Origin of the sequence: Flavobacterium sp. (genome assembly GCF_025352015.1) — a bacterium.
In the GTDB taxonomy this organism is placed as follows: domain Bacteria; phylum Bacteroidota; class Bacteroidia; order Flavobacteriales; family Flavobacteriaceae; genus Flavobacterium.
The window spans coordinates 1-26,449 of the sequence record NZ_JANXUG010000102.1; the positions used below are offsets into that span (position 1 = coordinate 1).

Sequence of the window (26,449 nt, forward strand, 5' to 3'; positions counted from 1 at the left end):
CATTACTGATAATGTTGGAAATTCTACTATCTTTGAAACGCATTTTTTTAGAAGGCAGAAACTTTAATTCTATAATTTGAAAACAAATAAATTTCTATTTACGCTCTTTTTTTTTACCATAAGTATCATTGCTACTGCACAAAATCAAACCGCTAAAGTTGCCGGAATTGTGCTTAATGAAAATAACAAACCTGTTGAAGGTGTAAATATTAGTTATCAAACCAAATCGGTTACTACAGATGTCAATGGGTTTTATCAAATAATTGTTCCCGCCAATCAAAAAGTAATTTTGGTTTTTACTCATACAGCTTTAAAAAATATCACCGCAACGTTGCAATTAAAACCCAATGAAAATTTTGAATATCATGTAGTAATGAGTGATAAAGCCGAGCAATTAAGCGATGTGGTTATTACCAGTAGCAGAAGACGAGTGCAAGGAATTACCTCTGTAGAACCTGAAACTATTCGTAAAAACCCAAGTGCAATGCCTGGTGTTGAAAGTGTTTTAAAAACTTTTGCAGGTGTAAATGGCAATAACGAATTGAGTTCAGGATATAATGTTCGTGGTGGCAATTATGACGAAAATTTAGTTTACGTAAACGAAATTGAAGTCTATCGCCCGTTTTTAATTCGCTCGGGTCAACAAGAAGGATTGAGTTTTACCAATACCGATATGGTTCAAAATGTAGATTTTTCGGCTGGAGGTTTTCAGGCAAAATATGGCGATAAATTATCATCAGTTTTAGATATAACCTACAGAAAACCAACCAAATATGGTATTGCTGCCGAAGCAAGTTTCCTAGGAGGAAGTTTAACGGGAGAAGGAATTTCAAAAAACAAAAAATGGTCGGCAATTACAGGAATTCGGTATCGCGACAATTCCCTTTTGGTAAACAGTCAAGAAACACAGACAAATTTTAGACCCACTTTTAGCGATGTTCAAGCTAATGTGAATTTTAATCCAAATAAGAAATGGCAGTTCAGTTTTTTGGGCAATGCTTCTCAAAATAAATACAATTACCAGCCGTTAACTCGTCAAACTAATTTTGGAACAATTGATCAACCCATAGCATTACAAGTTTTTTATGAAGGTCAAGAAAAAGATAAGTATCAAACGCTATTTGGTGCTTTTAAAATAAATTTTGTTGTTAACGAAAATAATACTTTTAAGCTAATAAGTTCACTCTACCATACACAAGAACAAGAATATTTTGATATTCTCGCTGCTTATTACCTCGGTGAAGTTGATACCAATTTAGGTTCGCAAACATTGGGGCAAGTAACCTTTAATCGTGGTATTGGAACACAATTAAATCATGCTCGAAACGATTTGGATGCTTTGATTGCCAATGCGGAAATTAAGGGAACCCATCAAATTAATAACAAAAAACATCAAATAGATTGGGGTTTTAAATACACTCGCGAAAACATTCGTGATCGAATTGTAGAATGGGAAGTTATAGATTCGGCAGGTTTTTCGATTAATCCTCCGCCGTTTCATTTGCCCAACAATCAACCTTACAATCCTTACACCGGACCATTAGTGCCATATCAAAATGTCAGAGCTACAAATTTTGTTGATATCAACCGTTTATCTGGTTACGTACAATGGAGCACGAAAACAAAGATTGGGAACAATCAATTATGGATTACGGCTGGTTCTCGTTTTCATAGCTGGATAGTTGCTGGCGAAGGAATTACAAATACAAAACAACAAACCGTTTTTAGCCCGAGAGCGCAGCTAACCTTAAAACCAGATTGGGAAAAGGATATGGTTTTCCGATTGTCCGTTGGATATTATCACCAACCACCATCTTACAGGGAGTTACGAAACATGAATGGTGCTATAAACCCAAATGTCAAAGCACAACAGTCCATTCATTTTGTTTTGAGTAACGACTATAATTTTAAGTTGAACAATCGTCCTTTTAAATTAGTTTCAGAAGCATATTATAAAACTATGACCGATGTAAATACTTATTCGCTGGAAAATGTCAGGATTCGGTATCGAGCCAATAACAATGCTACCGCTTATGCTTATGGCTTGGATTTACGGCTGAACGGAGAGTTTGTTCCTGGAACCGAATCTTGGTTGAGTTTTGGTTATATGAAAACCGAAGAAAATCAAAATGAAAGAGGTTATATCGCCCGTCCAACAGATCAACGATTGAAATTCGGAATTTTATTTCAAGACTATATGCCCAATATTCCGAACATGAAGCTGTACCTGAATTTGGTTTACAATACAGGATTACCCGGTGGTTCGCCATCCTATGCTGATGCATATGTATATCAAAGTCGTCTGCGCGATTACCGTCGGGCCGATGTGGGATTTTCGTATGTCTTTACAGAAAGAAATAATGAAAGACCAGATGGACATTGGCTTAAAAAATTTCAAGATTTATCAATAGGTTTTGAAATTTTCAATTTGTTTAACAACCAAAATGCCATTACGAATACTTGGGTGCGGGATGTTTATACTAAAAGTCAATACGGAATTCCAAATTACATGACCACACGCGTTTTCAATATTAAACTGACTGCTAGATTGTAGAAATAATTCACTAATTTTGAGTGTCAAATTTTATGAAAATGAAAATCTTTTTTACCTTAATATTTTTAATTTTTGTTCAGCTTTTTGGAAGTTGCAAGAAACAACCAGCAGATAAGCCCAAAGTAACTTACGACGCTAGCTCTAAAACCAAACCAGAAGTTGCAGTTAATAAAAATCAAATTGAAATAGCTGATTTACCAATCAATATGGTAGGAACAAACTTTTTACTACATCCTATTGGAGTTGTTTCAGGAAGTGGAAAAGGAATTAAATCCTCTAATAATTCCGAAGATGGTTTTACAGTTTCCAATTACGGAGAATTTCAGATTACAGGTTATTTAAAAAATATTAAGTTTCAAGAAATAGGAAAAGATAGCATTTATGCTTTGACCAATAAAGTAGTTTTAATAGAAACAGCCACTTACTTAAAGGCTTTTGCTGATAAAAGTAAAAAACAAGTATTAGTTTATTCATTAGTTGATAAGGATACCAATAACGATGGTAAATTAGACAATAATGATATTAAATCTTTATATATCAGCACAATTTCTGGTCAAGAGTTTGCTAAACTTACGCCTGATTTTCAGGAGTTAATAGATTGGAAAATTATCGAATCAAAAGGAATTCTTTACTTCAGAACCATTGAAGATACTAACAAAAATGGAGAGTTTGATAAGAAGGATAAAGTGTATTATTATTGCCTAAATCTTTTAAACAAAGAATGGAAAACAAGCAGCTATAATCCTATAAACTAATCAAAAGACTGCATAGAAACCAATTTGGAATACGTACCATTTTGCGCTAAAAGTTGTTCGTGATTTCCTTGCTCTACAATTTTTCCTTTGTGCATTACTACAATTAAATCCGCTTTTTGAATCGTTGAAAGTCTATGGGCAATAACAATTGAAGTTCGGTTTTGCATCATGTTTTCTAACGCAATTTGAACCAATCGCTCACTTTCAGTATCCAATGCCGAAGTTGCCTCATCCAAAATCATAATCGGTGGATTTTTCAAAACAGCGCGAGCAATCGACAATCGTTGTTTTTGTCCGCCCGAAAGTTTGTTTCCACCATCGCCAATATTGGTAGATATTCCTTCGGGCAACTCGTTTACAAATTCATAAGCGTTGGCAATTTTCAGAGCCTCAATTATTTCAGCATCAGTAGCATTTGGTTTTCCTAAAGCAATATTGGCTTTTATGGTATCGTTAAATAATATCGAATCTTGAGTTACTAAACCCATCAAACCGCGCAGCGATTGCATATCCATATCTTTGATGTCAATACTGTCAATCGTAATTTTGCCTTCATTAACATCATAAAATCGCGTTAGTAAATTGGCAATGGTACTTTTCCCGCTTCCAGATTGCCCAACTAAAGCTACCGTTTTTCCTTTAGGAATTTTTAGCGAAAAGTTTTTCAAAACATTTTCATCTTGATACCTAAAGTTGATGTTTTCTAATGATATTTCGGTTTCAAAACGGTCTTTATAAATTGCATTTGGTTTAGATGTGATAGCGTTTTCTTCTTCCATCAACGTAAATACTCGTTCTGCAGCCGCTAAACCTGTTTTTACTTGATACGAAGCTTTAGAAATATTTTTAGCAGGAGTTAGAATGGTGTAAGCCAAAGCAATATAACCAATGAATGCCGTACTTTCTAACGACATGTCAACTAAAACCATATAACCTCCGTACCACAAAAGGACTGTTATAGTTAGAATTCCTAGAAATTCGCTCATCGGCGAAGCCAAATTACTTTTGTTTCCAATGCTATTAGATAGTTGCTGTAATCTTGTAATGGAATTGTTGAATTTTGAAATAAATAGATTTTCGGCGTTATAACTTTTCACCACTTTCATTCCGCCTAATGTTTCGTCTAAAATTGAAATAAAATATCCCGTTTCTTGTTGCGCTTTTTTTGATTTTGATTTTAAATTTTTACCAATTCTAGAGATAATTAACCCCGATATTGGGATAAATATAAATACAAACAAAGTCAGTTTTGAACTGATAGCCAACATAGCTATAATCGAAAAAATAATCGTTAACGGTTCACGGAAAACCAATTCTAATACTTGAAAAAAAGAATTTTGCACCTCATTAATATCACCAAGCATTCGTGACATCACATCGCCTTTTCGAGCATCAGAGTAATAAGAAACAGGTAAATGAATTATTTTTTGGTACAATTTTTCACGCATGTCTTTGAGAACGCCCGTTCGTAGATGCATAACATGAAAAGAAGCCAAATAATTGAAAACATTTTTTAATAAAAAAATTACAATTACTAATGACACTACAAGCAATAATGCATATTCCTTACCATTATCGTTTGATAATTTGGTAATGTAATAATTCAATAAATCTTCGCCGTACTTGCCTAAATAACCAATGCTTTTATAAGTAGGATGAACAGTCACTTGCTCTGTTTGTTGGAAAAGCACCTTCAAAGTTGGGATTATAGAAACCATTCCTAATGTGGAAAAAAATGCGTAAAATATATTGAAGACAATATTTAAAATTACATTTTTTTTATATTTCAATGCAAAAGGAAGTATTTTTTTAAGGTTGTTATCCATTAGTTCAACTGCATTTCTGAAATTATATTTTTGATTTTAGTGTCTAAAAACACTTCAGCGGTAGGAATTTGATCTAAACTTTCGACAGCAGTAGTTACACTGAAATAAAATTTTATTTTTGGTTCGGTTCCACTTGGACGGGCACAAATTTTTGAACCATCTTCTAAATAATAAATCAATACATCCGATTTTGGAACCAATAAAGTTTCAATTTCATTGGTCAAAAGATTTCTTGCCGTTGAGTTTTGATAATCTTCCACCATAATAACACGTTGCCCATTGATTTCCGAAACTGGATTCTCGCGCATGGCAACCATCATTTTCTTGATTTCATTTGCACCTTCAATTCCCTTTTTGGTAATCGAAATCAAATGTTCTTTATAGAACCCAAAGTCAATATACATTTGTTCTAATTCTTTGTAAACTGAACTCCCATTTTCTTTAGCTTGCGCGGCAATTTCACTCATTAATAAAATCGCACCAACCGCATCTTTATCGCGCACAGCGTCACCAACCATATAGCCAAAACTTTCTTCACCGCCGCCAATAAATTTAAGTTCAGGAAAATCACGAATAAATTTGGCTATCCATTTGAAACCGGTTAACCCAACCTTGCATTCTACATCAAAAGCCGAAGCCAACTCGAGCATCATTGGTGTAGAAACTATTGTAGAACCGATGAATTGTTTGCCATCTATTTTTCCTGCCTTTTTCCATTTTTCCAAAAGAAAATGCGTCATGACAACCATAGTTTGGTTTCCGTTCAATAATTGCATTTCACCTTTGTTATTTCTAACGGCAACGCCAAGTCGGTCGCTATCTGGGTCAGTTCCAAAAACAATATCCGCATTTATTTTATCTGCCAACGCCAACGCCATCGTCAATGCTTCTGGTTCTTCGGGATTTGGCGAAACTACTGTTGGGAAATCTCCGTTGGGTTCTGCTTGTTCTGGAACAATATTTACATCAGTATAACCAGCTTTTTCCAATACTTTTGGAACCATTTTGATAGAAGTTCCGTGTAGGGAAGTGTATGCGATTTTTAAATTTTTTCTAGTTTGCGCCGACGTGTTGAAACTTGCGTTTTGAAGAGTCGATTTAGCGAAAGCTTCATCCACAGCAAAATCAATATATTCAATCAGATTTTCGTTCGCTTCAAATTTGATTTCGCTGTATTTTAAGTTTTCAATTACTTGAACAATTTCAGCATCGTTGGGAGGTACTAATTGTCCACCATCTTGCCAATATACTTTGTATCCGTTATATTCTGGTGGATTGTGTGAAGCGGTTAAAACTATTCCGGCATAGCAGTTTAAATATCTTACTGCGAAAGATAATTCAGGTGTAGGACGCATTTCTGAAAACAAATAAACTTTTATTCCGTTTGCCGAAAAAACATCAGCAACCACTTTGGCCAAGGTATCGCTGTTGTGCCGACAATCATAACCAATAGCGACTTTTAATGGCTCGTTTGGAAATGATTTTTTCAAATAATCAGATAAGCCTTGGGTGTTTTTTCCTAATGTATATTTGTTTATACGATTGGTTCCTACGCCCATTATTCCCCGCATACCACCAGTTCCAAACTCCAAATTTTTATAAAAACTTTCCTCTAAAATTTTCGGAGAAGAAGTCATCATTGCTATGATTTCGTCTTGTGTTTTTTGGTCAAATGTTAGTGTAAGCCACTCGTTTACTTTTTCTAATATAGTTTGTTCGATGTGCATTTTCTTATTTTTTGTAGCCAATTTTGTTTCTTTCAGTAACTATTTCGTTAGTGTCTTTTTCAACCAGGTAATTCAAGATATTATAAATTTCAGGAAACTGTCCTTCAATTTCATTTATTCTTTTTTGTAATTCAGTGTAATTTAAAGCAAATTGTCTAATCGTGACAAAAGCTCTTATTATCGAAATATTAATTTTAATTGCTTTCTCGCTATTCAAAACACTTGAAAGCATTGCAATTCCTTGTTCTGTGAATGCAAAAGGCATGTATCTGATTCCACCACGGTTTGAGGACGCAATTTGCGTCCTCAAATTATTGAACTCGATTTCAGTAAGTTCAAACATGAAATCTTCAGGGAAACGATTTATATTTCTCCTAACTGCTTCTTTAAGGCGCTTGTTTTCAACATTATAAAGTGATGCTAAATCAAAATCGATCTTGACTTTAAAACCTCGTATTTCAAATATTTTATTTTGAATAACTTCTAATTCCATTCTTTTAATATGTTTAAGGTCACAATTTGTGACCTTAAAGAATAACTTTTTATGGTATCACATTTCGTAATACAGTTCATTTTACAGATTCACTGCTGCAGAAATTTTATAACGTTCTTCGTTGTTTTTTGTTCTTAAAATTATTTCGCCCAAAAATCCTGCTAAAAACAATTGCGAACCAATAACCATAGCTGTTAAAGCAATATAAAAAAGTGGATTTGCAGTTACTAAAATGGTTGGTTCATTAAATACAAATAATTTTAGAAGTTTTAAACCAATAATCAAAAATGTTGAAATAAATCCTATGATAAACATTACCACACCAAGTGCACCAAATAAGTGCATCGGACGTTTGCCGTATTTTGATAAAAACCATATTGTAATCAAATCTAAAAAACCATTAATGAAACGGTTCATGCCAAATTTTGATTCTCCATATTTTCGGGCTTGATGAATGACAACTTTTTCTCCAATTATCGAAAAACCCGCATTCTTTGCCAAAACCGGAATGTAACGATGCATTTCGCCCGAAACTTCGATATTTTTAATAACACTATTTTTATAGGCTTTTAATCCGCAGTTAAAGTCATTAAGTTGAACACCAGAAGTTTTTCGGGCAGCCCAATTAAACAATTTTGAAGGCAGATTTTTGCCAAAAACCGAATCATAACGCTTCTTTTTCCAGCCTGAAACCAAATCAAAATTTTGCTTGGTTATCATGTTGTATAAATCCGGAATTTCCTCCGGACTGTCTTGCAAATCTGCATCCATAGTAATCACAACGTCACCTTCAGCCTTTTCAAAACCGGCATGTAAAGCTTGGGATTTCCCAAAATTTTTAAGAAACCGAATGCCTTTTACATTAAAATTTTCATTGGAAAGTTGTTCTATAATTTGCCAAGAATCGTCGGTACTGCCATCATCTATGAAGATAATTTCGTAGCTGTAATTGTGAGCAATCATAACTTTTACAAGCCATTGCTGTAATTCGGGCAAGGATTCCTGCTCGTTTAAAAGCGGAATTATAATGGATAAATTCATTAATTAAAAGTTGGTCTTTCGTTTTTTATAATTGCTCCAATTATTAAGGAATGGATTAACGCAACAAAACAATTTATAGCAATTGCCAGGGGCACTGTGATATAGGGGTTCATGACTTTCTTTACAATAGACATCGATATGTCTAATTGTTCTTGTGTCAAATTGGGATTCTCTTTAATAGAAACAGTTTTTATTTTAGCAATCAAATCTGGTATAAATTCTGGAAAAATCATATTAAAAATAATATAAAAAACACCATAAAGCAAAGTAGCAATCAATGCAATAGACAATCCTATTTTTATGCTTTCTCCAAGAGAAATATAGCCTTCATTGAAGTTTTTTTTGTAATTGTTGCAGCCTAAAAAGATAAATATAAAAGGCATTACTAAATAATTTAACAAATTAATTGAGATACCATAGGTTTTGTTTTCTGCACCGATGCTCAATACATATGAGATTACTAATTCTAAAATCATAAATACTCCAAAAAGAATTCCAAATTGAATAGAAGATTTTGCTGGCGAAGTTTTTTGTTCCATTTTTAAAGTTTTAATTAATTTAACAAATATAGTAAATCCATATTTACAAATATTAAGTGAGTAAGATTTAAAAAAAGTTTACCTATTGGTTTGATTTTTAAAAAATAGTTGTATTTTTGCACACTCTAATTAAAAAAAAATAAAAGTTGTAGCTTGTTTATACCTTTCAGCGTGAAAGCTTCAAAATAAACTACTTCATAACAATAAAAAGATTTATCATGAAACAAGGAATTCACCCAGAAAATTACAGATTAGTTGCTTTCAAAGACATGTCAAATGACGATGTATTTATTACTAAATCAACTGTGGAAACTAAAGAAACTATCACGCACGAAGGTGTTGAATATCCGGTTTACAAAATGGAGATTTCTAGAACTTCTCATCCTTTTTACACAGGTAAATCCAAACTTATTGATACGGCAGGACGTATCGATAAATTCAAAACTAAATACGCGAAACACGCCAAATAATTGTTCCAGTATTTTAATATTATCAAAACCATTTACGAAAGTGAGTGGTTTTTTATTTGTTTAATCTTTGTACTTTTGAAGAGAGTTATAAACTCATAAACTCATAAACTTTCATAATGAACTACATACTTTTTGACGGAACAGTTCGTAACGCACTTTTACCTTTTACATTCACGCGAGCTGTTGCAGATATCCGCATCGGAATTTTGACCATTCGCGAAAAATGGGAAAAATATTTGGGATACACTACAACAACTTTGACCGAAGAATACCTTTCAGAAAAGTTTCCAATGGTAGAAATGGAGGACAATGTTATGATTAATGCTTCTTTTTTGCCAAATGATATTCTTGCTGAAATGGTAAAAAGTTTAGAAAAAAATCAAGCTATTTTTCAAGATGATGAAGTCATCGCTTTTTATACCAATGATACGCAGGAAGAAGTTGATTTTGATAGTTATGAAATAATTGAGTTTAGCGAAGAATGCCTGACAGTGCAGCATACTTGGGATATTTTTGCCAAAAATGATGCAGCTATGCGAGAAGACTTTGAGTTAATTACCGATGGAAGACATTCGCAACCAATTCCAAAAAGTGTAAACGTGCTTTCGCCTGAAAACATCTTTATCGAAGAAGGAGCAAAACTTGAATTTGTAACACTGAATGCTTCAACAGGTCCAATTTATATTGGCAAAAATGCCGAAATCATGGAAGGTTCAGTAATTCGCGGACCGTTTGCGCTTTGCGAATCGGGAAGAGTAAAGCTGGCTTCTAAAGTATATGGTGCTACAACTGTTGGACCGCATTCCGTAATTGGTGGTGAAGTAAGTAATTCAGTCTTGATGGGATATTCCAATAAAGGTCATGATGGATTTTTAGGAAATTCTGTTTTAGGCGAATGGTGCAATATTGGTGCCGACAGCAACAATTCGAATCTAAAAAATAATTACGAAGAAGTCCGCTTATGGAGCTATGAAACCGAAGGATTTGCAAGAACAAGTCTTCAATTCTGCGGATTAATGATGGGTGATCACAGCAAATGTGGCATCAATACCATGTTTAATACAGGAACTGTAGTTGGGGTTTCCGCCAATATTTTTGGTTCTGGGTTTCCACGCAATTTTGTGCCGAGTTTTTCTTGGGGTGGAGCATCAGGATTCACAACTTATTTAACTTCAAAAGCATTTCAAACTGCCAAAATAGTTATGGCGCGTCGCCAAGTAGAATTCTCTGATGAAGATGCCAAAATTTTAGAACACGTTTTTGAGATAACCAAAAAATACAGAAAAGAATAATAACAATTTTCAAATATTCAAATTGTCTAATCTTCAAATTAGATTATCTTTGAACTCTCAATTTTTGACAACGATTTCATCAATTGAGTGTATTATGGAAAACAAAAAAAAAGTTGCCTTTTATACTTTAGGCTGCAAATTGAATTTCTCGGAAACTTCTACCATTGCGAGAAATTTTCAAGACGAAGGTTTTGACCGTGTTGATTTTGAAGTAGCAGCCGATATTTATGTGATAAATACGTGTTCGGTTACTGAAAATGCCGATAAACAATTCAAACAAATTGTAAAAAAAGCCATGAAGCTCAACGACAAAGCGTTCGTTGCGGCGGTTGGTTGTTATGCGCAATTAAAACCCGAAGAATTAGCTGCTATTGACGGCGTTGATTTGGTTTTGGGTGCCACCGAAAAATTCAAAATCACCGATTATATAAATGACTTGTCCAAAAACGATAGGGGTGAAGTGCATTCATGCGAAATTGAAGAAGCTGATTTCTATGTTGGAAGTTATTCTATTGGCGACAGAACGCGAGCCTTTTTGAAAGTTCAGGATGGTTGTGATTACAAATGTACGTATTGCACAATTCCGTTGGCACGAGGAATTTCGAGAAGTGATGCTTTGGAAAATGTATTGAAAAATGCTTCCGATATTTCGAAACAAGGAATCAAGGAAATCGTTTTGACTGGTGTAAATATTGGTGATTACGGAAAAGGAGAATTCGGGAATAAAAAACACGAACATACTTTCCTTGATTTAGTTCAGGCTTTAGACAAGGTGGAAGGCATTGAAAGACTCCGAATTTCATCTATCGAACCCAATCTGTTAAAGAACGAAACCATCGAATTTGTATCACAAAGCCGAACATTCGTGCCACATTTTCATATTCCATTGCAAAGTGGAAGCAACGAAATTTTGAAAAAAATGAAGCGTCGATACTTGCGAGAAGTGTACACTGAAAGGGTAAATAAAATTCGTGAAATAATGCCTCATGCCTGCATTGGCGTAGATGTTATTGTCGGTTTTCCGGGTGAAACTGATGAACATTTTTTGGAAACTTATAATTTCCTAAACGAAATGGATATTTCGTATCTACACGTTTTCACTTATTCTGAAAGAGATAATACCGAAGCTGCTGAAATGCCAAATGTTGTTCCGATGAATGTGCGAAACAAAAGAAGTAAAATGCTACGCGGATTATCAGTCAAAAAGCGTCGTGCATTTTATGAAAACCAAATAGGAACTAACCGAACCGTACTCTTTGAAAGCGAAAATAAAGAAGGTTTTATTCACGGTTTTACCGAAAATTATGTGAAAGTAAAAACGCCTTGGAATCCTAAATTGGTAAATACACTACACGAAATCAAATTGTCTAAAATTGATGAAGACGGGAGCGTAAGGTTGAAATTTTATAATGAAAAATTCCAAATTCCAATTTAACTATTATTGGAATTTGGAATTTCTACATTGGAGTTTATAATAATTATATTTTGATTCCGGGAGGAAGTAAATCTCTGTAACAAGTATTTTTTCTGAAGAAAAGTGCAATTTTTGGTAAAATGGGAACTACTTTTAATTTGCGCTCGTACGCAATTTCCATAATATTTTTCAATAAATCAGTAATGAATTCTTCATTATCAAATCCGTCAAAAACATTAATTCGGGTTAGAAAAATTTTCTTTTCTTGAAAAGAATACTCTACAGAAATCAATTTACCCTCTACCAAAGTTTCAAATTGACGGGCAAAGGTGTTGTCTTTGATTTCAATTTTTTCCGAAATAACTGTTGCATCCATGTTAAATAAATAAAAAGGTTTATTTTTAGACAAATTTACTAAAAATTAACGAGTTCACGGTTAAAAAATGACTAAAATTCACGTTTATTTTATGCCAGGGTTGGGCGCAAGTCCCAGTATTTTTGAAAGAATTCAACTTCCTTCTGATGAATTTGAAATGCATTTGCTAGAGTGGTTTTTACCAAAAAACGAAGAAACATTACAGGATTATGCCAAACGAATGGCAAAAAATGTGAAGCATGATCAAGCAATTTTGGTTGGTGTTTCTTTTGGAGGTATTTTGGTTCAGGAAATGAAAGCATTTTTAAATACTAAAAAAGTAATTATCATTTCTAGCGTAAAATCAAATGGAGAATTACCACGAAAAATGAAAATCGCCAAAATAACTAAAGCCTATAAACTTATTCCAACCAAATTAGTAGAAAACATCGAAGTATTTGCCAAGTTTTCTTTTGGATCTTCTATGGTTCAGCAACGATTAAAATTGTATGAAAGGTTTCTTTCCATACGCGATAAAAGCTATTTAGATTGGGCAATCGATAATATCATCAACTGGGAAAGAACAGAAATAGACCCAAAAATTATTCATATTCACGGTGATGCGGATGAAGTTTTCCCCATAAAATATATAAAAAACGCTATCCTTGTAAAAGGAGGAACCCACATTATGATTTTGACTAAATACCGATGGTTGAATGATAATTTGCCTAAAATTATGTTAGCTAATGAATGATTTCGCTTTGGTTTTTGTAAATTTACTTAATAAATAAAACGATTATGAAAATGAATAAAGCCTTATTAGCGACATTTGTTGTTGTTTTAGTTTCAGGAATTCTGGTATTTGGGATTTCGGGAGACAATAAAGACAAGTTTATTCATGAAGGCACTCCAATGTATTTTCCAACTACTGTCGATTTTGCCGGAGAAACAACACCGTTGCAAATTCTAGATGTTCACGAAAGATTAGACCGAGAATTACTTATCAATGCCAATTTAGACGCGACCACATCGCTGATTATTAAACGTGCGAATCGTGTATTTCCAATTATTGAACCGATACTTAAACAATATAATATTCCCGATGATTTTAAATATTTAGCCGTTATCGAGAGCGGTTTAATTAATGCTGTTTCGCCATCTGGAGCAAAAGGAGTTTGGCAATTTATGCCTGATACCGCTAAAGAGTGCGGGATGGAAGTAAACGAAATTGTTGATGAACGTTACCATCTAGAGAAATCTACTGAAGCAGCCTGTAAATACTTTTTAGCCGCCAAACAACGGTTTGGTACCTGGACAATGGCTGCAGCATCCTATAATGGTGGAATGAACGGTCTTAAAAAAAAAATTGAAGAACAAAAAGTAACTAATTACTACGATTTAGGGCTAACCGAAGAAACCTCTCGCTATGTTTTCCGAATTTTAGCTTTAAAAGAAATCATGAAAGAACCTGCAAAATATGGCTTCAGTATTTATTTAACTGATTTGTATGCACCAATCCCAACCAAAATTGTACAAGTCGACAGTACAATTAGCGATTTAACCAACTTTGCCAAGTCACAAGGCATCAATTATAAGATTCTAAAAATTCACAACCCTTGGTTGCGCGATAAAAAATTATTGAATCCAAGTAAAAAAAAATACGATATTAAGATTCAGTTGTGAGGACAACAAAAAAAGGCTACAGTATAAAAAAACGTCCTGTAAATTTCAAGACGTTTTTTTATTGTAAATTTTTACTACAAACAGTTGCTGAACACTGATTACTAAATCTTCTTTATCTGCTCTTTCATCATTTTAATTTGATCGTTCAGCATGTTTTGTTTATCGAGCTTTTTGGCTTCATTCAACAAAGCGGTAGCTTCCATTTTACGACGTCTTGACATTGCTATTCCCGCTAGATTCAATTTGGCTACAGCCAAATCCATATCCATACTTAAACCCAGTTCAACCGCTTTTTTGAAAAATTTCTCTGACTGATGCAAATTGGTTTGCGATAGCATCAAACCATGTAAATAATTGTAATATCCTTGTTGTTTACGGACCAAAGCCGTCTCTGGATTTTTAATTTTATCCAACCATACTTTTGCTCCAGCAAAATCCTGCTTTCGCAATTTTAAAAAAGCCAATAAAATAAATTCGTTCTTGTAATAAAGAAAAATTGGAATGGCAGTCAACAAAATCAAAAAGATTCCGTTTCCTATATTTCCCTCCGTAAATTGCCAAATGGCAGTGAGTATGAGCAATGCAGCTATAATTAATTTAATAAATCTATGAAACATAATTTTGTGTTTTGTGGTCGCAAAGGTAATAAAAGGATTTGAAAATATTTTTATAAAACTACTTGCCAGAAAAAAAAAGCTTTGTATATTTGCACTCGGTTTTAAAGAGCCGTCTTCACCTAGAAATTAATACTCGATTTTAAAGATACAAAGTAATGAGCAAAAGAACGTTTCAACCATCAAAAAGAAAAAGAAGAAATAAACACGGATTTATGGACAGAATGGCTTCTGCAAATGGAAGAAAAGTCCTTGCACGTCGTAGAGCAAAAGGAAGACATAAATTGACAGTATCTTGCGAACCAAGACACAAAAAATAATGATCAACACCCATCAATATCAAGCCGTTACTTTTATTAGTAACGGCTTTTTTTTAAACCTGTTTATAAATTTTGATAAGTTTTTGGAGCTATTTCGCGCTTTCCACTGCAATCTTTTTATTTTTAACCTGAAATGAATTCAGGTTCCAGAAAAAACAAAAAGGATTTCCGTTACACTCGGGGCTAGTGCATGAACTTCAAATTTCAACATTCGTTAATCGTTATTTAAACTTTAAATTAATTGTTAACAAATGAACAAGGAATTTTGAATTTTGAAAAATAATTAACTACCAATAACAAAAGCATACACAACTCATACAACCTTTAACACACAACTTACAACATAAACTATAATGCCCAAAGACAATTCAATAAAATCGGTTTTAATCATTGGTTCTGGACCCATTGTAATCGGTCAAGCCTGCGAATTTGATTATGCAGGTTCTCAATCGGCACGCTCTATTCGCGAAGAAGGGATTGAAGTTATCCTGATTAACTCCAATCCGGCAACCATAATGACCGATCCCTCTATGGCAGATCATGTTTATTTGTTACCGTTAACCACTAAATCGATTATTAAAATACTAGAAGAACATCCACAAATTGATTCGGTTTTGCCAACCATGGGCGGACAAACGGCACTCAATTTGTGTCTCGAAGCCGATGAAAAAGGAATTTGGAAAGATTTTAATGTAAAAATGATTGGTGTAGATGTAAACGCCATCAATATCACCGAAGACAGAGAACAATTCAAACAACTATTAAAAAAAATAAAGGTGCCTTCGGCTCCCGCCGAAATATGTACATCGTTCTTGAGAGGAAAAGAAATTGCGCAGGAATTTGGGTTTCCGCTCGTGATTCGTCCCTCCTTTACATTGGGAGGAACTGGTGCAGCAATTGTTTACAAGAAAGAAGATTTTGCTGAAAAACTAACCTACGGTCTAGAAATGTCACCCATTCACGAGGTTTTGATAGATAAAGCTTTAATGGGTTGGAAAGAATATGAATTAGAATTGTTGCGCGACAAAAATGATAATGTTGTCATCATCTGTTCTATCGAAAATATGGATCCCATGGGAATTCATACGGGCGATTCTATAACAGTAGCACCGGCCATGACTTTATCGGACACCACTTTTCAACGAATGCGTGATTATGCTATTTTGATGATGCGTTCTATAGGAAATTTTGCCGGAGGTTGTAACGTTCAATTTGCGGTTTCACCAGATGAAAAAGAAGATATTGTTGCTATCGAAATTAATCCTAGAGTTTCACGTTCATCGGCATTGGCCTCAAAAGCCACAGGTTATCCCATTGCGAAAATTGCTTCAAAACTTGCGTTGGGATATCACCTTGACGAATTACCCAATCAAATTACAAAATCAACTTCGGCACTTTTTGAACCTACTTTAGACTATGTAATTGTTAAGATACCACGTTGGAATTTTGATAAATTTGAAGGTGCAGATAGAACGCTGGGACTTCAAATGAAATCTGTAGGCGAGGTAATGGGAATTGGACGTTCGTTTCAAGAAGCATTGCACAAAGCCACGCAATCGCTCGAAATTAAACGAAATGGTTTAGGCGCAGACGGAAAAGGTTATAAAAACTACGAACAAATTATCGAAAAACTAACTTATGCAAGTTGGGATAGAGTTTTTGTGATTTATGACGCCATTGCCATGGGGATTCCGTTGTCTAGCATTCATGAAATCACCAAAATTGATATGTGGTTCCTGAAACAATATGAAGAATTATATACGATAGAAAAAGAAATATCTAAATATAATAGCACCAATCTCCCAAAGGAATTATTGCTCGAAGCCAAGCAAAAAGGCTATGGCGACCGACAAATTGCCCACATGTTGCAATGTTTAGAAAGTGAGGTTTACAAGCTTCGCGAGGCTATGAACATTAAGCGTGTTTACAAATTGGTAGATACATGTGCCGCTGAATTCAAAGCTTTGACTCCCTACTATTACTCAACTTTTGAAGCTGAAATTGAAACACCATCAGGGGAGAGCTATGTTCATAACGAAAGTATCGTTTCAGATAAAAAGAAAGTTGTCGTGCTGGGCTCGGGACCTAACAGAATTGGGCAAGGTATCGAATTTGATTATTCGTGTGTTCACGGTGTTTTGGCTGCAAAAGAATGCGGTTACGAAACCATTATGATTAATTGCAATCCAGAAACCGTTTCCACCGATTTTGATATTGCAGATAAACTATATTTTGAACCTGTTTTTTGGGAACACATTTACGACATCATTCGTCATGAGAAACCCGAAGGCGTAATTGTTCAGCTTGGCGGACAAACCGCTCTGAAATTAGCAGAAAAATTATCAAAATACAATATCAAAATACTGGGAACATCGTTTGATGCGCTTGATTTAGCAGAAGATAGAGGACGTTTTTCGGAATTATTGACGCAGTTGAAAATTCCGTTTCCACAATTTGGGATTGCCGAAAATGCCGATGATGCTTCAAAATTAGCCGATGTTTTAGACTTTCCGTTGCTGGTGCGTCCTTCCTATGTTTTGGGCGGACAGGGGATGAAGATTGTCATCAACAAGCAGGAATTAGAAGAGCATGTGATTGATTTATTGAAAAATATTCCTGGAAATAAATTGCTGTTAGATAATTATCTTGATGGAGCTATTGAAGCCGAAGCTGATGCGATTTGTGATGGCGAAAATGTATATATCATTGGAATCATGGAGCATATTGAACCGTGCGGTATTCACTCGGGCGATAGTAATGCGACGTTGCCACCTTTTAACTTGGGTGAATTTGTGATGCAACAAATAAAAGACCATACCAAGAAAATCGCATTGGCATTACGAACCGTTGGCTTAATCAACATACAATTTGCGATCAAAGACGATATTGTTTATATTATCGAAGCCAATCCTCGAGCTTCTCGTACGGTGCCTTTTATAGCCAAAGCGTATGGCGAACCTTATGTAAATTATGCCACCAAAGTAATGCTTGGCCATAATAAAGTAACAGATTTTACTTTTAATCCGCAACTAAAAGGATATGCTATCAAGCAACCTGTTTTTTCGTTTAGTAAATTCCAAAATGTAAACAAAGCGTTGGGTCCAGAAATGAAATCAACGGGTGAGAGCATCTTGTTTATTGATGATTTGAAGGATGACCAGTTTTATGAGTTGTACTCGAGACGAAAAATGTACTTGAGCAAATAGAACTTGGTGACTTGCAAATTGTGTTATCTTGTGTTTTTTTCCATAAAAATGCTGCAAACACTCGCTAACTTATTGGAGTGTAGTCAAAACTTATAGATAAACGAGGTTGTTTTTATGTTTACTTTGAAAGTTTAGTTTGTGGGAGAGGTTGTGGATTGGCTGATTTTATTTAGTACGCGTAATTTTTATTGGATTTTGTCGAGTATCAAACACATCAATAACTTCGATTCTTTTTTTCTCTAAATTTACTAGGTAAATTATCTTATAACTTTTATAAACTAGATAGCGAAAGTCTCTCGAATCTTTTTCTAATAATTCTTCTTCTTGTCCAATTTTTGGTTGCTTTTTATGTTTTGCAGCCTCTTTTGTAATTTCAATAACAAGAGTTTTAGCAACATTTAAACTTGCATTTTCCTTGTAGTAATCGAAAATGTTTTTGAGCTCTTTTTTAGAAAAATCAGTCCAGTAAACTTCTAACTCCATTTCTCTATTTCGGAAATTAATTTGCTGCTTTCAGTCAATCGTTCATTTTGAGAATCTTCTGTAGACTGATCAATTCTTTTTTGAAACTCTTTCATTTTCATAGGTTTCATTTCAGAATTGTTTTGCGTTTCTTTCTGTAACAGTTTTTCTAAATGAGAAATTGCTTTCTCGCTTTCCAGTTTAAGAAAATTTTGAATGAAGTTTAATTTTCGTGTTTGCAGGTCCATTTGTCTTTCTTTTTTCCCAAAATCACAAATTAACTTTAAAAAGTAGTTTTTTAAGCAGATTTTTGAGAGAGGTTGTGTAACGGTTAGGTGTGTTGGCTGTAGTATTTTACTTTTTCGTTTTTCTTCAATTCAGTTTCGCACAATTTATAACGAGCCTCAAATTTTTCCTTACGTTCGATATAGACATTTCCATACAGGTATTTAACTGTGTGCTTTTTGATTTCATCAAGATAAAAAATAGCTCTTTCATAATTCTGTTCAATGATATAAATTTCAGGTAAATTCAAAGCAGATTTATTTTTATATTCTGCTCCTTGAACACCGTAAAAAGATTCAGAATTTATGGCTAAATTTTTATCGTTTAGAATTCTTTAGTAAGTCTTTTTGGCTTTTGTATATTTTTCTAGATAAAATTCATTACTGGCTTTGTATCAAGGCTTTAAAAAAAATTTGAATTTGGAAAGCTGTCGATTAGTTTCGAGTAATTTTCTATAGCAATTTCAGAAATTTGTTTTTCTATTAGAGTTCTATATTCTATTCTTAAGCTGTCTTTCTGATTAAGTTCTTTTTTATTTCCTCTGCAACCAAGGCATAAATCTCCAGCTAAACTTTCAATTACGCTAGTTCTCTCAAATAAGATTTCGTCTTCGTTTGCAACTTTACTTTGTCCGAACGAAACTAGAGATATTAAGAAGAAAATAAAAAACGTCCTTGTTTGCATAGTGTTCTTTAATAGTACCGACAATTTTTATATAGCTCAGACAAAATTAGACTTATCTACCCAAATATGAATGTAGAGGTCTAACTACCGTCCTAACTTTTACCGCCACTAAAAAACAAAAAAATCTTAAAAACCTGCGAGAGGCTTTCGTATTGCTCCGCAAACCTATCGCAATACTGTTTGGGTTTTTCGTAGCTGTGTAAAATGTTCTCACAGTACTGTTTGGGCTTTTCGTCTCTCTGAAAAAAACTCTCGCAATACTGTTTGTAAGTTACCCACTCCTAAAACAAACCGCTAACTACATTGTTGGTAATACCTATGGTGGTGTAATCAAAATTCATTTTGCTTTGTAGCAGCGTAGCATACACACTTCTAAAATCTACTTCGTGTTTTAAATCACCATGGTCTAAATCGGAGAGGTTGGGATTATTGCCTATAATGGTGCCTTTGTTGTTGCCACCAATGATAAACATGGGCGCAGCGGTGCCGTGATCGGTTCCTCGTCCGTTGTCTTTCACGCGTCTTCCAAACTCTGAAAAAACAACCAGCGTGACATTTTGAAGCAGTTGCGCCTCTTTCATCTCGGTATAAAAACTATAAATCGCATCATTCAGTTCGGTCAAATTGCGCTGCTGAATGGTAACCTGATTGTCGTGCGTATCATAACCGCCCTGCGAGGTATAATATACTTTGGAATTCAAATTTCCTTTTATTAATCTAGAAATCCATTCTAGGTTTTTTCCCAAACCTGTTTTGGGATAACTTGTTTGCGACGTAGATTTGGCAAACGCTTTTTGAATATCCTCTGAACCTTCAGAAACAGAATCAGCAATCTTGCGCACAAAATCTAGTTGCGGATTATCAGATAGTTTTACAGCCTGATTGTTGTCTGGTTTTATCTTAAATTTGTTGGGATCTTTTAACGTAATCGAATTGAGTTCGTTGCTTTTTAGCGCTAAATTATCAATGTTGTCAAAATTTACGCCGGCTGTGGGCTGGTGCTCTTTGCACTGCAAATCAAGATAGCGACCAAGCCAGCCATTGCTCAAATATTGATTTGAATTTGAAGCGGTTTGCCAAATTTCCTGACTTCGAAAATGAGACCTGTTAGGTTCAGGATACCCTACATTTTGAATGATGGTCAAGTCGTCTTTTTGTTGCATGGTTGCAAAATCTTTGAGCGCCGGATGAAATGCCATGCCTTTATTGCTGCTAATGACATCGTTTTTTGACAATGCAATTTTGCTGCGATAATCGTAATACAATGGGTCTTGATACGGAATAAAAGTGTTCAAACCATCATTGCCTCCGTTAAGCTGAATGAAAACCAAACATTGTTCGCCAATAACCAAACTAGACTGTGAGCCAAAAGCATGAAGAAAATCGGGGAGCAATAATGTTCCACCGGTAAAGGTTCCTGTGAGGGTTAAAAAGTTTCTTCTGTTCATGGTTATACTATTTGAAATTCGGGCATTTTTATCATGTTGTTAAACAAGCGCATTACGGCATTGTTGGCGCTTTCAGCGTTGGGATCAAAATCATATTTCAAAAGCGTTTCCCAATCTTTTTGCATGTCTTCATCGGTTTGAAACAATAATCGGTCTTGTAGTTCGGCTATAATAGTTTTATTAGTCCCCGATTTTGTGAAGTTTAAAGACACGTTTAGCAGCTGATTTGCATTTTCATTCATCATATCGTTATCTGAATTTTGCGTCTTTCGACTGATGTTTTTGCCGTTGCACAATAAATCGGCAACATTATTTCGCTGCAAATACACTTGCGAACTCAACCACTCTTTACCGCCATTCCAACCTTTAACATTGGGCTGGTTAAATAAATCCATGCCTTGTTGTTTTAAATAATAAGCGATGAGTTTTGTGTTTACGGGTTCTACATTTAGTTCATTCATCAGTTGTAAAATGTATACTAATGGATCTTTTATTTTGCTCCCGGCAGTATCTTTTGGAAATTCTTCGGTAAAGATTTTGGTCAATAAAGGTTTGATTTCAAAATCAACTTCTCTGAAATAATCGCCATAGTAGGCAATCATCGCCTCTGTTGGTGTATCGTAAATAAACCATTGTATTATTTTTTTTGTAATCAAATACGGAATCGCTTTTTGTTCAAAAACAATATCAATCATTTCATCGGCTTTGAACTTCCCAGTCTTACCAAAGTAGGTGATGGTGTCATCGTTTTCTAGCAATCGTCTATACTGGGCTTGCTCTTCACCAAAGTTTAATCCCGCTAAACCTTTGGCTCCGTTTTTAATATCTTCTTCGGTATAGTTACCGATGCCTAGAGTAAAAAGCTCTAATAATTCCCGACTTAAATTTTCATTGATTTTATCTCTTTTATTGTCAACATTGTCTAAATAACGAACCATGGCGTTGGATTGAACAATCTTTTTAGTGAGTGTTTTGAAGTTGCCAAAAGCATTTTCTCGTAAGATTTGGTTGTGTTGAAAAACCCAATGGTTCACTTTTACTTTTTGAAAAGTTGACACAAAATGATTGTGCCAAAAGCAGGTCATTTTTTCGCGTAGCGGATATTCCTCATCCATCATTTTTTGTAACCACCACGATTTCATTTCAAACGATGTTTTCAATTCTATCTTTATAAGTTCTTTTAGATTTGCAGGATCAGATTGTTTAATTTCCTCACGCTTTGCTTTTAATTCTTTTAACGATTTGGGACTATCATCTAAAAAGGAAGGGATTTTTTTGCTAAAAGAGGTACGGAAAGATTTTTCTAGAAACTTGTGCAAACCCATTTGTTCGATGGCTTTATTTTGTTTTCTTGAAAACCCTAATCGAAGAGACCAAAGTGTGTTTTTATTCATGATGAAAAATTTATCTTCGTCCGTCTCTAACACCACCTCTTCTGCCTTGGCGAATAATAGTTGTACCTCTATGGTTATGTATAACAAATGTTGAAGAATGTCTTCTAGGATAATATATTCCTCTTGCCACGACTACTCGTCTAAAGGCAACTGGGCGATAATATGGACGATAACGAAGACCATAACCATAGAAAACAGGATAAGCAACTGGGCGCCAAGGTCTCCACCATCCTGGGTATGTTCTCCAACGATAAGGAGAAATCCAAACAGAATATCTTGGGCCATATAAAAATTGGACACTTGGCCAAAACCAAACATTAACTACGGTTGGGTTTTCTATCACAGCAATATTAGATTCTGTTTTTAAGTTTTGTACGGCTCCTTTTTCTTTAGCTTGAGGTTCTACTATAGTGTTTTTAGCAAACAAATCTTCATCACCTTCAATTTGAAGTACTGCTTTATCATTTCCAGTTTTCTCAAGGGTAATGATTGCAATATCTTGTTTTTCGGTTTCATCAAGATAAGTGCTCATAACAATGATATGAGTATCGTTCTCCTTGATATCTTCTACATTGATATAATCAATATCACCATCTCCGTTAAGGTCAAGATTATTAATATTGTTTTTTTGATCGTTAAGATTTTTTTCAAATTCTTCTAATGAATTAGAATTTTTGAACAATTCTAAAGCACCTTCTAAACTAAAATCATTGCCTGTGTTTAATGGACGATTATCTTCTTGACTGAAAGCTGAAGTTATTCCTAGAATAACTAAAAGCAGCACAATTTGTTTCTTCACAAGTAAAATTTTTTGATGTAAGACCTTCTAACAAAGTTAAGGTTTAAATCGGTATGATAATTTTTGAATTTCACAATGAAACTTAATTGATTTTAGCTAAAATTAAAAATAGTGTATCTTTGACTCGAAGCTTTTGTTGAACAAGCGAAGCAAATCAAATTGTTACCCTATGATTGTTGCAGAAACACAAACAAAATTAGAGCATTACTTTCAACCATTTCGGAAACACATTATTGGAATAGACCAAGAGTTTGAAACGCCTTTTGGGAAAAAGAAAATTGTGTATACCGATTGGACCGCCAGCGGAAGATTATACCGTCCAATTGAAGAAAAGTTGATGAATGATTTTGGACCATTTGTTGCAAACACCCATACGGAAACCACCATTTCTGGTACTGCTATGACCATGGCGTACCAAGAAGCAAAACACATAATCAAACGTCATGTAAACGCCACCGATAATGATATTTTAATCAATACAGGAACAGGAATGACTGGGGTGGTGAATAAATTTCAGCGCATTCTAGGACTTAAAATCCCCGAAAATCTGAACCAGTTTGTTAAAATTCCTAACGCCTTAAAGCCTATTGTATTCATATCCCACATGGAACATCATTCCAACCAAACTTCGTGGCTCGAAACCATCGCCGATGTGGTGGTGATTCCTGCAGATGAAGAGGGATTGTTTTGTTTGAATGAATTTAAAGTATTGCTCAAAAAACACAAAGACCGCAGTTTTAAAATTGCTTCGATAACCTCTTGTTCTAATGTTACTGGAATACAAACCCCGTATCACGAAGTGGCCAAAATTATGCATCAAAACAATGGCGTTTGCTTTGTTGATTTTGCATGTTCCGGACCTTATGTTGCTATTGATATGCATCCTGATGAAGATGGTTATTTAGATGCTATTTTCTTTTCACCTCACAAGTTTCTTGGTGGACCAGGAACTTCTGGTGTATTGATTTTCAATAAAAATTTATACAAAAATAGTGTTCCAGATTGTCCAGGCGGCGGAACTGTTTCGTGGACAAATCCGTGGGGAGAACATAAATATATTGACAACATTGAAGATCGAGAAGATGGCGGGACACCGGGTTTTCTTCAAGTAATTAAGACTGCATTGGCTATTCAGTTGAAAGAACGAATGGGTGTTAAAAACATCCTTGACAGAGAACATGAAATTGTTGACTATGTTTTTTCGGAATTAAATAATATTGAGAATCTAAAAATTTTAGCCAATCAGCATCAAGAACGTTTAGGCGTTATTTCTTTTTATATTGATGATTTGCATTTTAATCTTGGAGTTAAACTACTAAATGATAAATTCGGAATTCAAACGCGAGGCGGTTGCAGTTGTGCGGGTACTTATGGACATTATTTACTACATGTTGATCAAGAAACGTCACATGATTTGGTTTGCCAAATTACATCGGGAGCTTTAATCAAAAAACCAGGATGGATTAGAATGTCTGTGCATCCAACGACCTCTTCAGACGAAATAAAAGTGGTTTGCGAAAGTGTCAAAGCATTAGCCAAGCACCATCAAGAATGGTCAAAAGACTATCAATACAACTCGGCAACCAATGAATTTGAACACCAAAAGGCATTACATCAAGAAAAAACCATGGTGCAAAATTGGTTTAAATTCTAAATCGAATATTCCCAACTGTAACGGAAACTAAAAACGAATCACTATTTCTTCTTGTGTTTCCAGCGTTTGTGAGTCCACAGATAAAATTCTGGAGCTTCATAGATTTGTTTTTCTACTCGTCGTAAAAAATCATCAGATATTTGATAATTGGGAACTTCCTTCGGATTGTTTGCCATAAGTTCAAAGGTTGCTTCATAATAGCCACGTTTGACTTTTTTGTTTTTCAAAAAAATAACATTCATGTCGTAGCGCTTGGCAAGCATTTCGGCACCCGTATGAACAGGGGTTTCTATACCCATAAATTTAGTCCAATGGAAAGCTTTACTCACTTGTGGTGATTGGTCACTGGCTAAACCGTAAACGCTCATGTGATTTGCTTTTACGTTTTTTTCAATCGTTGGAATAGTATCTCTGGTGTCTATCAGAGTGGCTTTAAATTTGGAACGAATGCCGCGCACGAGCTTATCAAAATGTTTATTGGACAACCTTTTATAGATAGCAAAACCTTCAAACTCGATGTGACGGTTCATAGAAACTGCCCATTCATAAGAAGCATAATGGGCGCAAAGTAACGCAATGCTTTTTCCTTTTTTTTCTAAATTTTGATACACTTCCAGATTGGTGAATAAAAATCGTTTGTCTATCTCCTTTTGAGAAATAGTCATTGTTTTTACCATTTCTAGAAACATATCGCACAGGTGATGATAGAATTTCTTCTCCACGATGAACCGCTCTTTTTCAGATAAATGAGGCAAAGCCAAAGCTATATTTTGACGTACAACTTTTTTTCGATAACCAAAAACGTTGTACACTAAAAAGCATACACCATCAGAGAAAACATAGAGCAATCGAAACGGAAGGATAGAAATCAACCAAAAAATTGGGTACAGAAAAAGGTAAAGAAGCAACTGCATTCGTTATAATTTTATGCAAATATAAAGTTTAAAGTCTTTTAATAGATTGAGATTAACAAAACCTAAAGAAGTATTGTTATTTTTACGCACAGAGACCGCGTGGTCAAATTGTTGGTCGTAACTATATTTCAAACAATGGATAACTTTTTTGTATTGGCACTTATTGCAGCCAATGTTTTGTTTAGTATCAAAGGATTTAATGATGAAGCCTTTTTTAGAAAATACCAGTTTCATGTAGGTAGCATTCGGGCTGGCGAACAAATACGTATGGTTTCATCAGGATTTTTGCATGCAGATGTAGTTCATTTGGCTTTTAACATGATTGCGTTGTACTCATTTGCGCCGGTGGTAACACAAACGTTGGGAAATGTTACTTTTTTATTAATCTATGCAGGAAGTCTAATTTTTGGAAGTTTATTAACGATGGTTTTTCATGGCAATGAGTATAGTTATAGAGCCGTAGGAGCATCGGGAGCAGTAACCGGAATTATTTATGCAGCCATATTGTTGTATCCTGATA

General features: G+C 34.6%; 26 protein-coding genes. 11 read left to right on the forward strand and 15 right to left on the reverse strand.

Features of this window, described 5'->3' with window-relative positions:
- The first annotated feature begins 76 nt into the window (after positions 1-76).
- Both Q0Q96_RS10435 and Q0Q96_RS10440 read left to right on the forward strand, forming a co-directional pair.
- Complete coding sequence (locus tag Q0Q96_RS10435) at positions 77-2,554, forward strand: carboxypeptidase-like regulatory domain-containing protein (protein WP_293874905.1); 2,478 nt, start codon at positions 77-79, stop codon at positions 2,552-2,554.
- A 38-nt stretch (positions 2,555-2,592) separates the two neighbouring features.
- Positions 2,593-3,309 carry a hypothetical protein gene (locus tag Q0Q96_RS10440; RefSeq protein ID WP_293874907.1) on the forward strand — a complete coding sequence of 239 codons (717 nt, stop codon included), beginning with the start codon at positions 2,593-2,595 and terminating at the stop codon, positions 3,307-3,309.
- Here the strand turns inward: Q0Q96_RS10440 and Q0Q96_RS10445 are convergent.
- The 5 genes from Q0Q96_RS10445 to Q0Q96_RS10465 all read right to left on the reverse strand — a co-directional run bounded on the left by Q0Q96_RS10445 (position 3,306) and on the right by Q0Q96_RS10465 (position 8,935).
- Positions 3,306-5,135 (reverse strand): ABC transporter ATP-binding protein, encoded by a 1,830-nt coding sequence (locus tag Q0Q96_RS10445; RefSeq protein WP_293874909.1) that lies wholly within the window; start codon positions 5,133-5,135, stop codon positions 3,306-3,308. The genes Q0Q96_RS10440 and Q0Q96_RS10445 overlap by 4 nt on opposite strands.
- A complete protein-coding gene (locus Q0Q96_RS10450) occupies positions 5,135-6,862 on the reverse strand; it encodes a phospho-sugar mutase (RefSeq protein ID WP_293874911.1) in 1,728 nt (575 codons plus the stop codon). Before Q0Q96_RS10450 ends, Q0Q96_RS10445 begins: the two co-directional genes overlap by 1 nt.
- 4 nt (positions 6,863-6,866) lie before the next feature.
- Positions 6,867-7,355 (reverse strand): ORF6N domain-containing protein, encoded by a 489-nt coding sequence (locus tag Q0Q96_RS10455; protein WP_293874914.1) that lies wholly within the window; start codon positions 7,353-7,355, stop codon positions 6,867-6,869.
- 81 nt (positions 7,356-7,436) lie between these two features.
- Positions 7,437-8,396, reverse strand: a complete 960-nt coding sequence (locus Q0Q96_RS10460) for a glycosyltransferase family 2 protein (RefSeq protein ID WP_293874917.1) — start codon at positions 8,394-8,396, stop codon at positions 7,437-7,439.
- Positions 8,396-8,935 (reverse strand): DUF4199 domain-containing protein, encoded by a 540-nt coding sequence (locus Q0Q96_RS10465; protein ID WP_293874920.1) that lies wholly within the window; start codon positions 8,933-8,935, stop codon positions 8,396-8,398. The genes Q0Q96_RS10460 and Q0Q96_RS10465 overlap by 1 nt, the downstream gene beginning before the upstream one ends.
- Positions 8,936-9,153: 218 nt before the next feature.
- Between Q0Q96_RS10465 and Q0Q96_RS10470 the strand changes: the two genes are divergently transcribed.
- From Q0Q96_RS10470 to mtaB, 3 genes are all read left to right on the forward strand, one after another.
- Positions 9,154-9,405: a type B 50S ribosomal protein L31 gene (locus Q0Q96_RS10470; protein ID WP_293874923.1), complete on the forward strand. Its 252-nt coding sequence runs from the start codon at positions 9,154-9,156 to the stop codon at positions 9,403-9,405.
- 116 nt (positions 9,406-9,521) lie between these two features.
- Positions 9,522-10,697 carry a GlmU family protein gene (locus Q0Q96_RS10475; RefSeq protein ID WP_293874926.1) on the forward strand — a complete coding sequence of 392 codons (1,176 nt, stop codon included), beginning with the start codon at positions 9,522-9,524 and terminating at the stop codon, positions 10,695-10,697.
- Positions 10,698-10,791: 94 nt separating this feature from the next.
- The gene (mtaB, locus tag Q0Q96_RS10480; protein WP_293874929.1) at positions 10,792-12,132 is read left to right on the forward strand and encodes a tRNA (N(6)-L-threonylcarbamoyladenosine(37)-C(2))-methylthiotransferase MtaB; all 1,341 of its coding nucleotides are present in this window, start codon (positions 10,792-10,794) and stop codon (positions 12,130-12,132) included.
- A gap of 43 nt (positions 12,133-12,175) precedes the next feature.
- On the opposite strand, the gene Q0Q96_RS10485 is transcribed toward mtaB, so the two are convergent.
- Positions 12,176-12,487, reverse strand: a complete 312-nt coding sequence (locus Q0Q96_RS10485) for an N-acetyltransferase (protein ID WP_293874932.1) — start codon at positions 12,485-12,487, stop codon at positions 12,176-12,178.
- A 67-nt stretch (positions 12,488-12,554) separates the two neighbouring features.
- On the opposite strand from Q0Q96_RS10485, the gene Q0Q96_RS10490 reads away from it, so the two are divergent.
- Entirely contained in the window at positions 12,555-13,220 is a 666-nt protein-coding gene (locus tag Q0Q96_RS10490) for an alpha/beta hydrolase (protein ID WP_293874935.1), read from the forward strand.
- A gap of 50 nt (positions 13,221-13,270) precedes the next feature.
- Entirely contained in the window at positions 13,271-14,149 is an 879-nt protein-coding gene (locus Q0Q96_RS10495; RefSeq protein WP_293874938.1) for a lytic transglycosylase domain-containing protein, read from the forward strand.
- A gap of 101 nt (positions 14,150-14,250) precedes the next feature.
- Here Q0Q96_RS10495 and Q0Q96_RS10500 read toward each other — a convergent pair whose 3' ends face one another.
- The gene (locus tag Q0Q96_RS10500) at positions 14,251-14,766 is read right to left on the reverse strand and encodes a DUF2892 domain-containing protein (protein WP_293874941.1); all 516 of its coding nucleotides are present in this window, start codon (positions 14,764-14,766) and stop codon (positions 14,251-14,253) included.
- 155 nt (positions 14,767-14,921) lie between these two features.
- Here Q0Q96_RS10500 and rpmH point away from each other — a divergent pair, with 155 nt between their 5' ends.
- On the forward strand, positions 14,922-15,083 hold the full coding sequence (gene rpmH, locus Q0Q96_RS10505) for a 50S ribosomal protein L34 (protein ID WP_007136275.1): 162 nt from the start codon (positions 14,922-14,924) through the stop codon (positions 15,081-15,083).
- A gap of 353 nt (positions 15,084-15,436) precedes the next feature.
- Positions 15,437-18,289 (forward strand): carbamoyl-phosphate synthase large subunit, encoded by a 2,853-nt coding sequence (gene carB / locus Q0Q96_RS10510; protein WP_293875127.1) that lies wholly within the window; start codon positions 15,437-15,439, stop codon positions 18,287-18,289.
- Between the two features lie 165 nt (positions 18,290-18,454).
- Here the strand turns inward: carB and Q0Q96_RS10515 are convergent, their stop codons facing one another.
- The 7 genes from Q0Q96_RS10515 to Q0Q96_RS10545 all read right to left on the reverse strand — a co-directional run bounded on the left by Q0Q96_RS10515 (position 18,455) and on the right by Q0Q96_RS10545 (position 23,361).
- Entirely contained in the window at positions 18,455-18,772 is a 318-nt protein-coding gene (locus tag Q0Q96_RS10515) for a type II toxin-antitoxin system RelE/ParE family toxin (protein WP_293875130.1), read from the reverse strand.
- Entirely contained in the window at positions 18,763-18,999 is a 237-nt protein-coding gene (locus Q0Q96_RS10520) for a hypothetical protein (RefSeq protein ID WP_293875133.1), read from the reverse strand. Before Q0Q96_RS10520 ends, Q0Q96_RS10515 begins: the two co-directional genes overlap by 10 nt.
- Before the next feature lie 83 nt (positions 19,000-19,082).
- A complete protein-coding gene (locus tag Q0Q96_RS10525) occupies positions 19,083-19,286 on the reverse strand; it encodes a hypothetical protein (RefSeq protein ID WP_293875136.1) in 204 nt (67 codons plus the stop codon).
- Positions 19,287-19,438: 152 nt separating this feature from the next.
- The gene (locus tag Q0Q96_RS10530; RefSeq protein WP_293875139.1) at positions 19,439-19,744 is read right to left on the reverse strand and encodes a hypothetical protein; all 306 of its coding nucleotides are present in this window, start codon (positions 19,742-19,744) and stop codon (positions 19,439-19,441) included.
- Between the two features lie 257 nt (positions 19,745-20,001).
- A complete protein-coding gene (locus Q0Q96_RS10535; RefSeq protein ID WP_293875142.1) occupies positions 20,002-21,168 on the reverse strand; it encodes a DUF1501 domain-containing protein in 1,167 nt (388 codons plus the stop codon).
- A 2-nt stretch (positions 21,169-21,170) separates the two neighbouring features.
- Positions 21,171-22,562 (reverse strand): DUF1800 domain-containing protein, encoded by a 1,392-nt coding sequence (locus Q0Q96_RS10540; RefSeq protein WP_293875145.1) that lies wholly within the window; start codon positions 22,560-22,562, stop codon positions 21,171-21,173.
- A gap of 10 nt (positions 22,563-22,572) precedes the next feature.
- Positions 22,573-23,361, reverse strand: coding sequence for a hypothetical protein (locus tag Q0Q96_RS10545; protein WP_293875148.1), 789 nt, complete (start codon positions 23,359-23,361; stop codon positions 22,573-22,575).
- Positions 23,362-23,530: 169 nt separating this feature from the next.
- Between Q0Q96_RS10545 and Q0Q96_RS10550 the strand changes: the two genes are divergently transcribed.
- Positions 23,531-25,015, forward strand: a complete 1,485-nt coding sequence (locus Q0Q96_RS10550) for an aminotransferase class V-fold PLP-dependent enzyme (RefSeq protein WP_293875151.1) — start codon at positions 23,531-23,533, stop codon at positions 25,013-25,015.
- Between the two features lie 41 nt (positions 25,016-25,056).
- Here Q0Q96_RS10550 and Q0Q96_RS10555 read toward each other — a convergent pair whose 3' ends face one another.
- The gene (locus Q0Q96_RS10555) at positions 25,057-25,929 is read right to left on the reverse strand and encodes a lysophospholipid acyltransferase family protein (protein WP_293875153.1); all 873 of its coding nucleotides are present in this window, start codon (positions 25,927-25,929) and stop codon (positions 25,057-25,059) included.
- A 135-nt stretch (positions 25,930-26,064) separates the two neighbouring features.
- Here Q0Q96_RS10555 and Q0Q96_RS10560 point away from each other — a divergent pair.
- Positions 26,065-26,449 (forward strand): rhomboid family intramembrane serine protease (locus tag Q0Q96_RS10560; protein ID WP_293875155.1); only part of this gene is annotated, 385 nt, incomplete at its 3' end.

Excerpts from the sequence above, each read along its gene's own strand:
- Q0Q96_RS10440 (WP_293874907.1), top strand. The coding sequence starts at position 2,593 with ATGAAAATCTTTTTTACCTTAATATTTTTAATTTTTGTTCAGCTTTTT.
- Q0Q96_RS10445 (WP_293874909.1), bottom strand. The coding sequence starts at position 5,135 with ATGGATAACAACCTTAAAAAAATACTTCCTTTTGCATTGAAATATAAA.
- Q0Q96_RS10450 (WP_293874911.1), bottom strand. The coding sequence starts at position 6,862 with ATGCACATCGAACAAACTATATTAGAAAAAGTAAACGAGTGGCTTACA.
- Q0Q96_RS10455 (WP_293874914.1), bottom strand. The coding sequence starts at position 7,355 with ATGGAATTAGAAGTTATTCAAAATAAAATATTTGAAATACGAGGTTTT.
- Q0Q96_RS10460 (WP_293874917.1), bottom strand. The coding sequence starts at position 8,396 with ATGAATTTATCCATTATAATTCCGCTTTTAAACGAGCAGGAATCCTTG.
- Q0Q96_RS10465 (WP_293874920.1), bottom strand. The coding sequence starts at position 8,935 with ATGGAACAAAAAACTTCGCCAGCAAAATCTTCTATTCAATTTGGAATT.
- Q0Q96_RS10470 (WP_293874923.1), top strand. The coding sequence starts at position 9,154 with ATGAAACAAGGAATTCACCCAGAAAATTACAGATTAGTTGCTTTCAAA.
- Q0Q96_RS10475 (WP_293874926.1), top strand. The coding sequence starts at position 9,522 with ATGAACTACATACTTTTTGACGGAACAGTTCGTAACGCACTTTTACCT.
- mtaB (WP_293874929.1), top strand. The coding sequence starts at position 10,792 with ATGGAAAACAAAAAAAAAGTTGCCTTTTATACTTTAGGCTGCAAATTG.
- Q0Q96_RS10485 (WP_293874932.1), bottom strand. The coding sequence starts at position 12,487 with ATGGATGCAACAGTTATTTCGGAAAAAATTGAAATCAAAGACAACACC.
- Q0Q96_RS10490 (WP_293874935.1), top strand. The coding sequence starts at position 12,555 with ATGACTAAAATTCACGTTTATTTTATGCCAGGGTTGGGCGCAAGTCCC.
- Q0Q96_RS10495 (WP_293874938.1), top strand. The coding sequence starts at position 13,271 with ATGAATAAAGCCTTATTAGCGACATTTGTTGTTGTTTTAGTTTCAGGA.
- Q0Q96_RS10500 (WP_293874941.1), bottom strand. The coding sequence starts at position 14,766 with ATGTTTCATAGATTTATTAAATTAATTATAGCTGCATTGCTCATACTC.
- rpmH (WP_007136275.1), top strand. The coding sequence starts at position 14,922 with ATGAGCAAAAGAACGTTTCAACCATCAAAAAGAAAAAGAAGAAATAAA.
- carB (WP_293875127.1), top strand. The coding sequence starts at position 15,437 with ATGCCCAAAGACAATTCAATAAAATCGGTTTTAATCATTGGTTCTGGA.
- Q0Q96_RS10515 (WP_293875130.1), bottom strand. The coding sequence starts at position 18,772 with ATGGAGTTAGAAGTTTACTGGACTGATTTTTCTAAAAAAGAGCTCAAA.
- Q0Q96_RS10520 (WP_293875133.1), bottom strand. The coding sequence starts at position 18,999 with ATGGACCTGCAAACACGAAAATTAAACTTCATTCAAAATTTTCTTAAA.
- Q0Q96_RS10535 (WP_293875142.1), bottom strand. The coding sequence starts at position 21,168 with ATGAACAGAAGAAACTTTTTAACCCTCACAGGAACCTTTACCGGTGGA.
- Q0Q96_RS10540 (WP_293875145.1), bottom strand. The coding sequence starts at position 22,562 with ATGAATAAAAACACACTTTGGTCTCTTCGATTAGGGTTTTCAAGAAAA.
- Q0Q96_RS10550 (WP_293875151.1), top strand. The coding sequence starts at position 23,531 with ATGATTGTTGCAGAAACACAAACAAAATTAGAGCATTACTTTCAACCA.
- Q0Q96_RS10555 (WP_293875153.1), bottom strand. The coding sequence starts at position 25,929 with ATGCAGTTGCTTCTTTACCTTTTTCTGTACCCAATTTTTTGGTTGATT.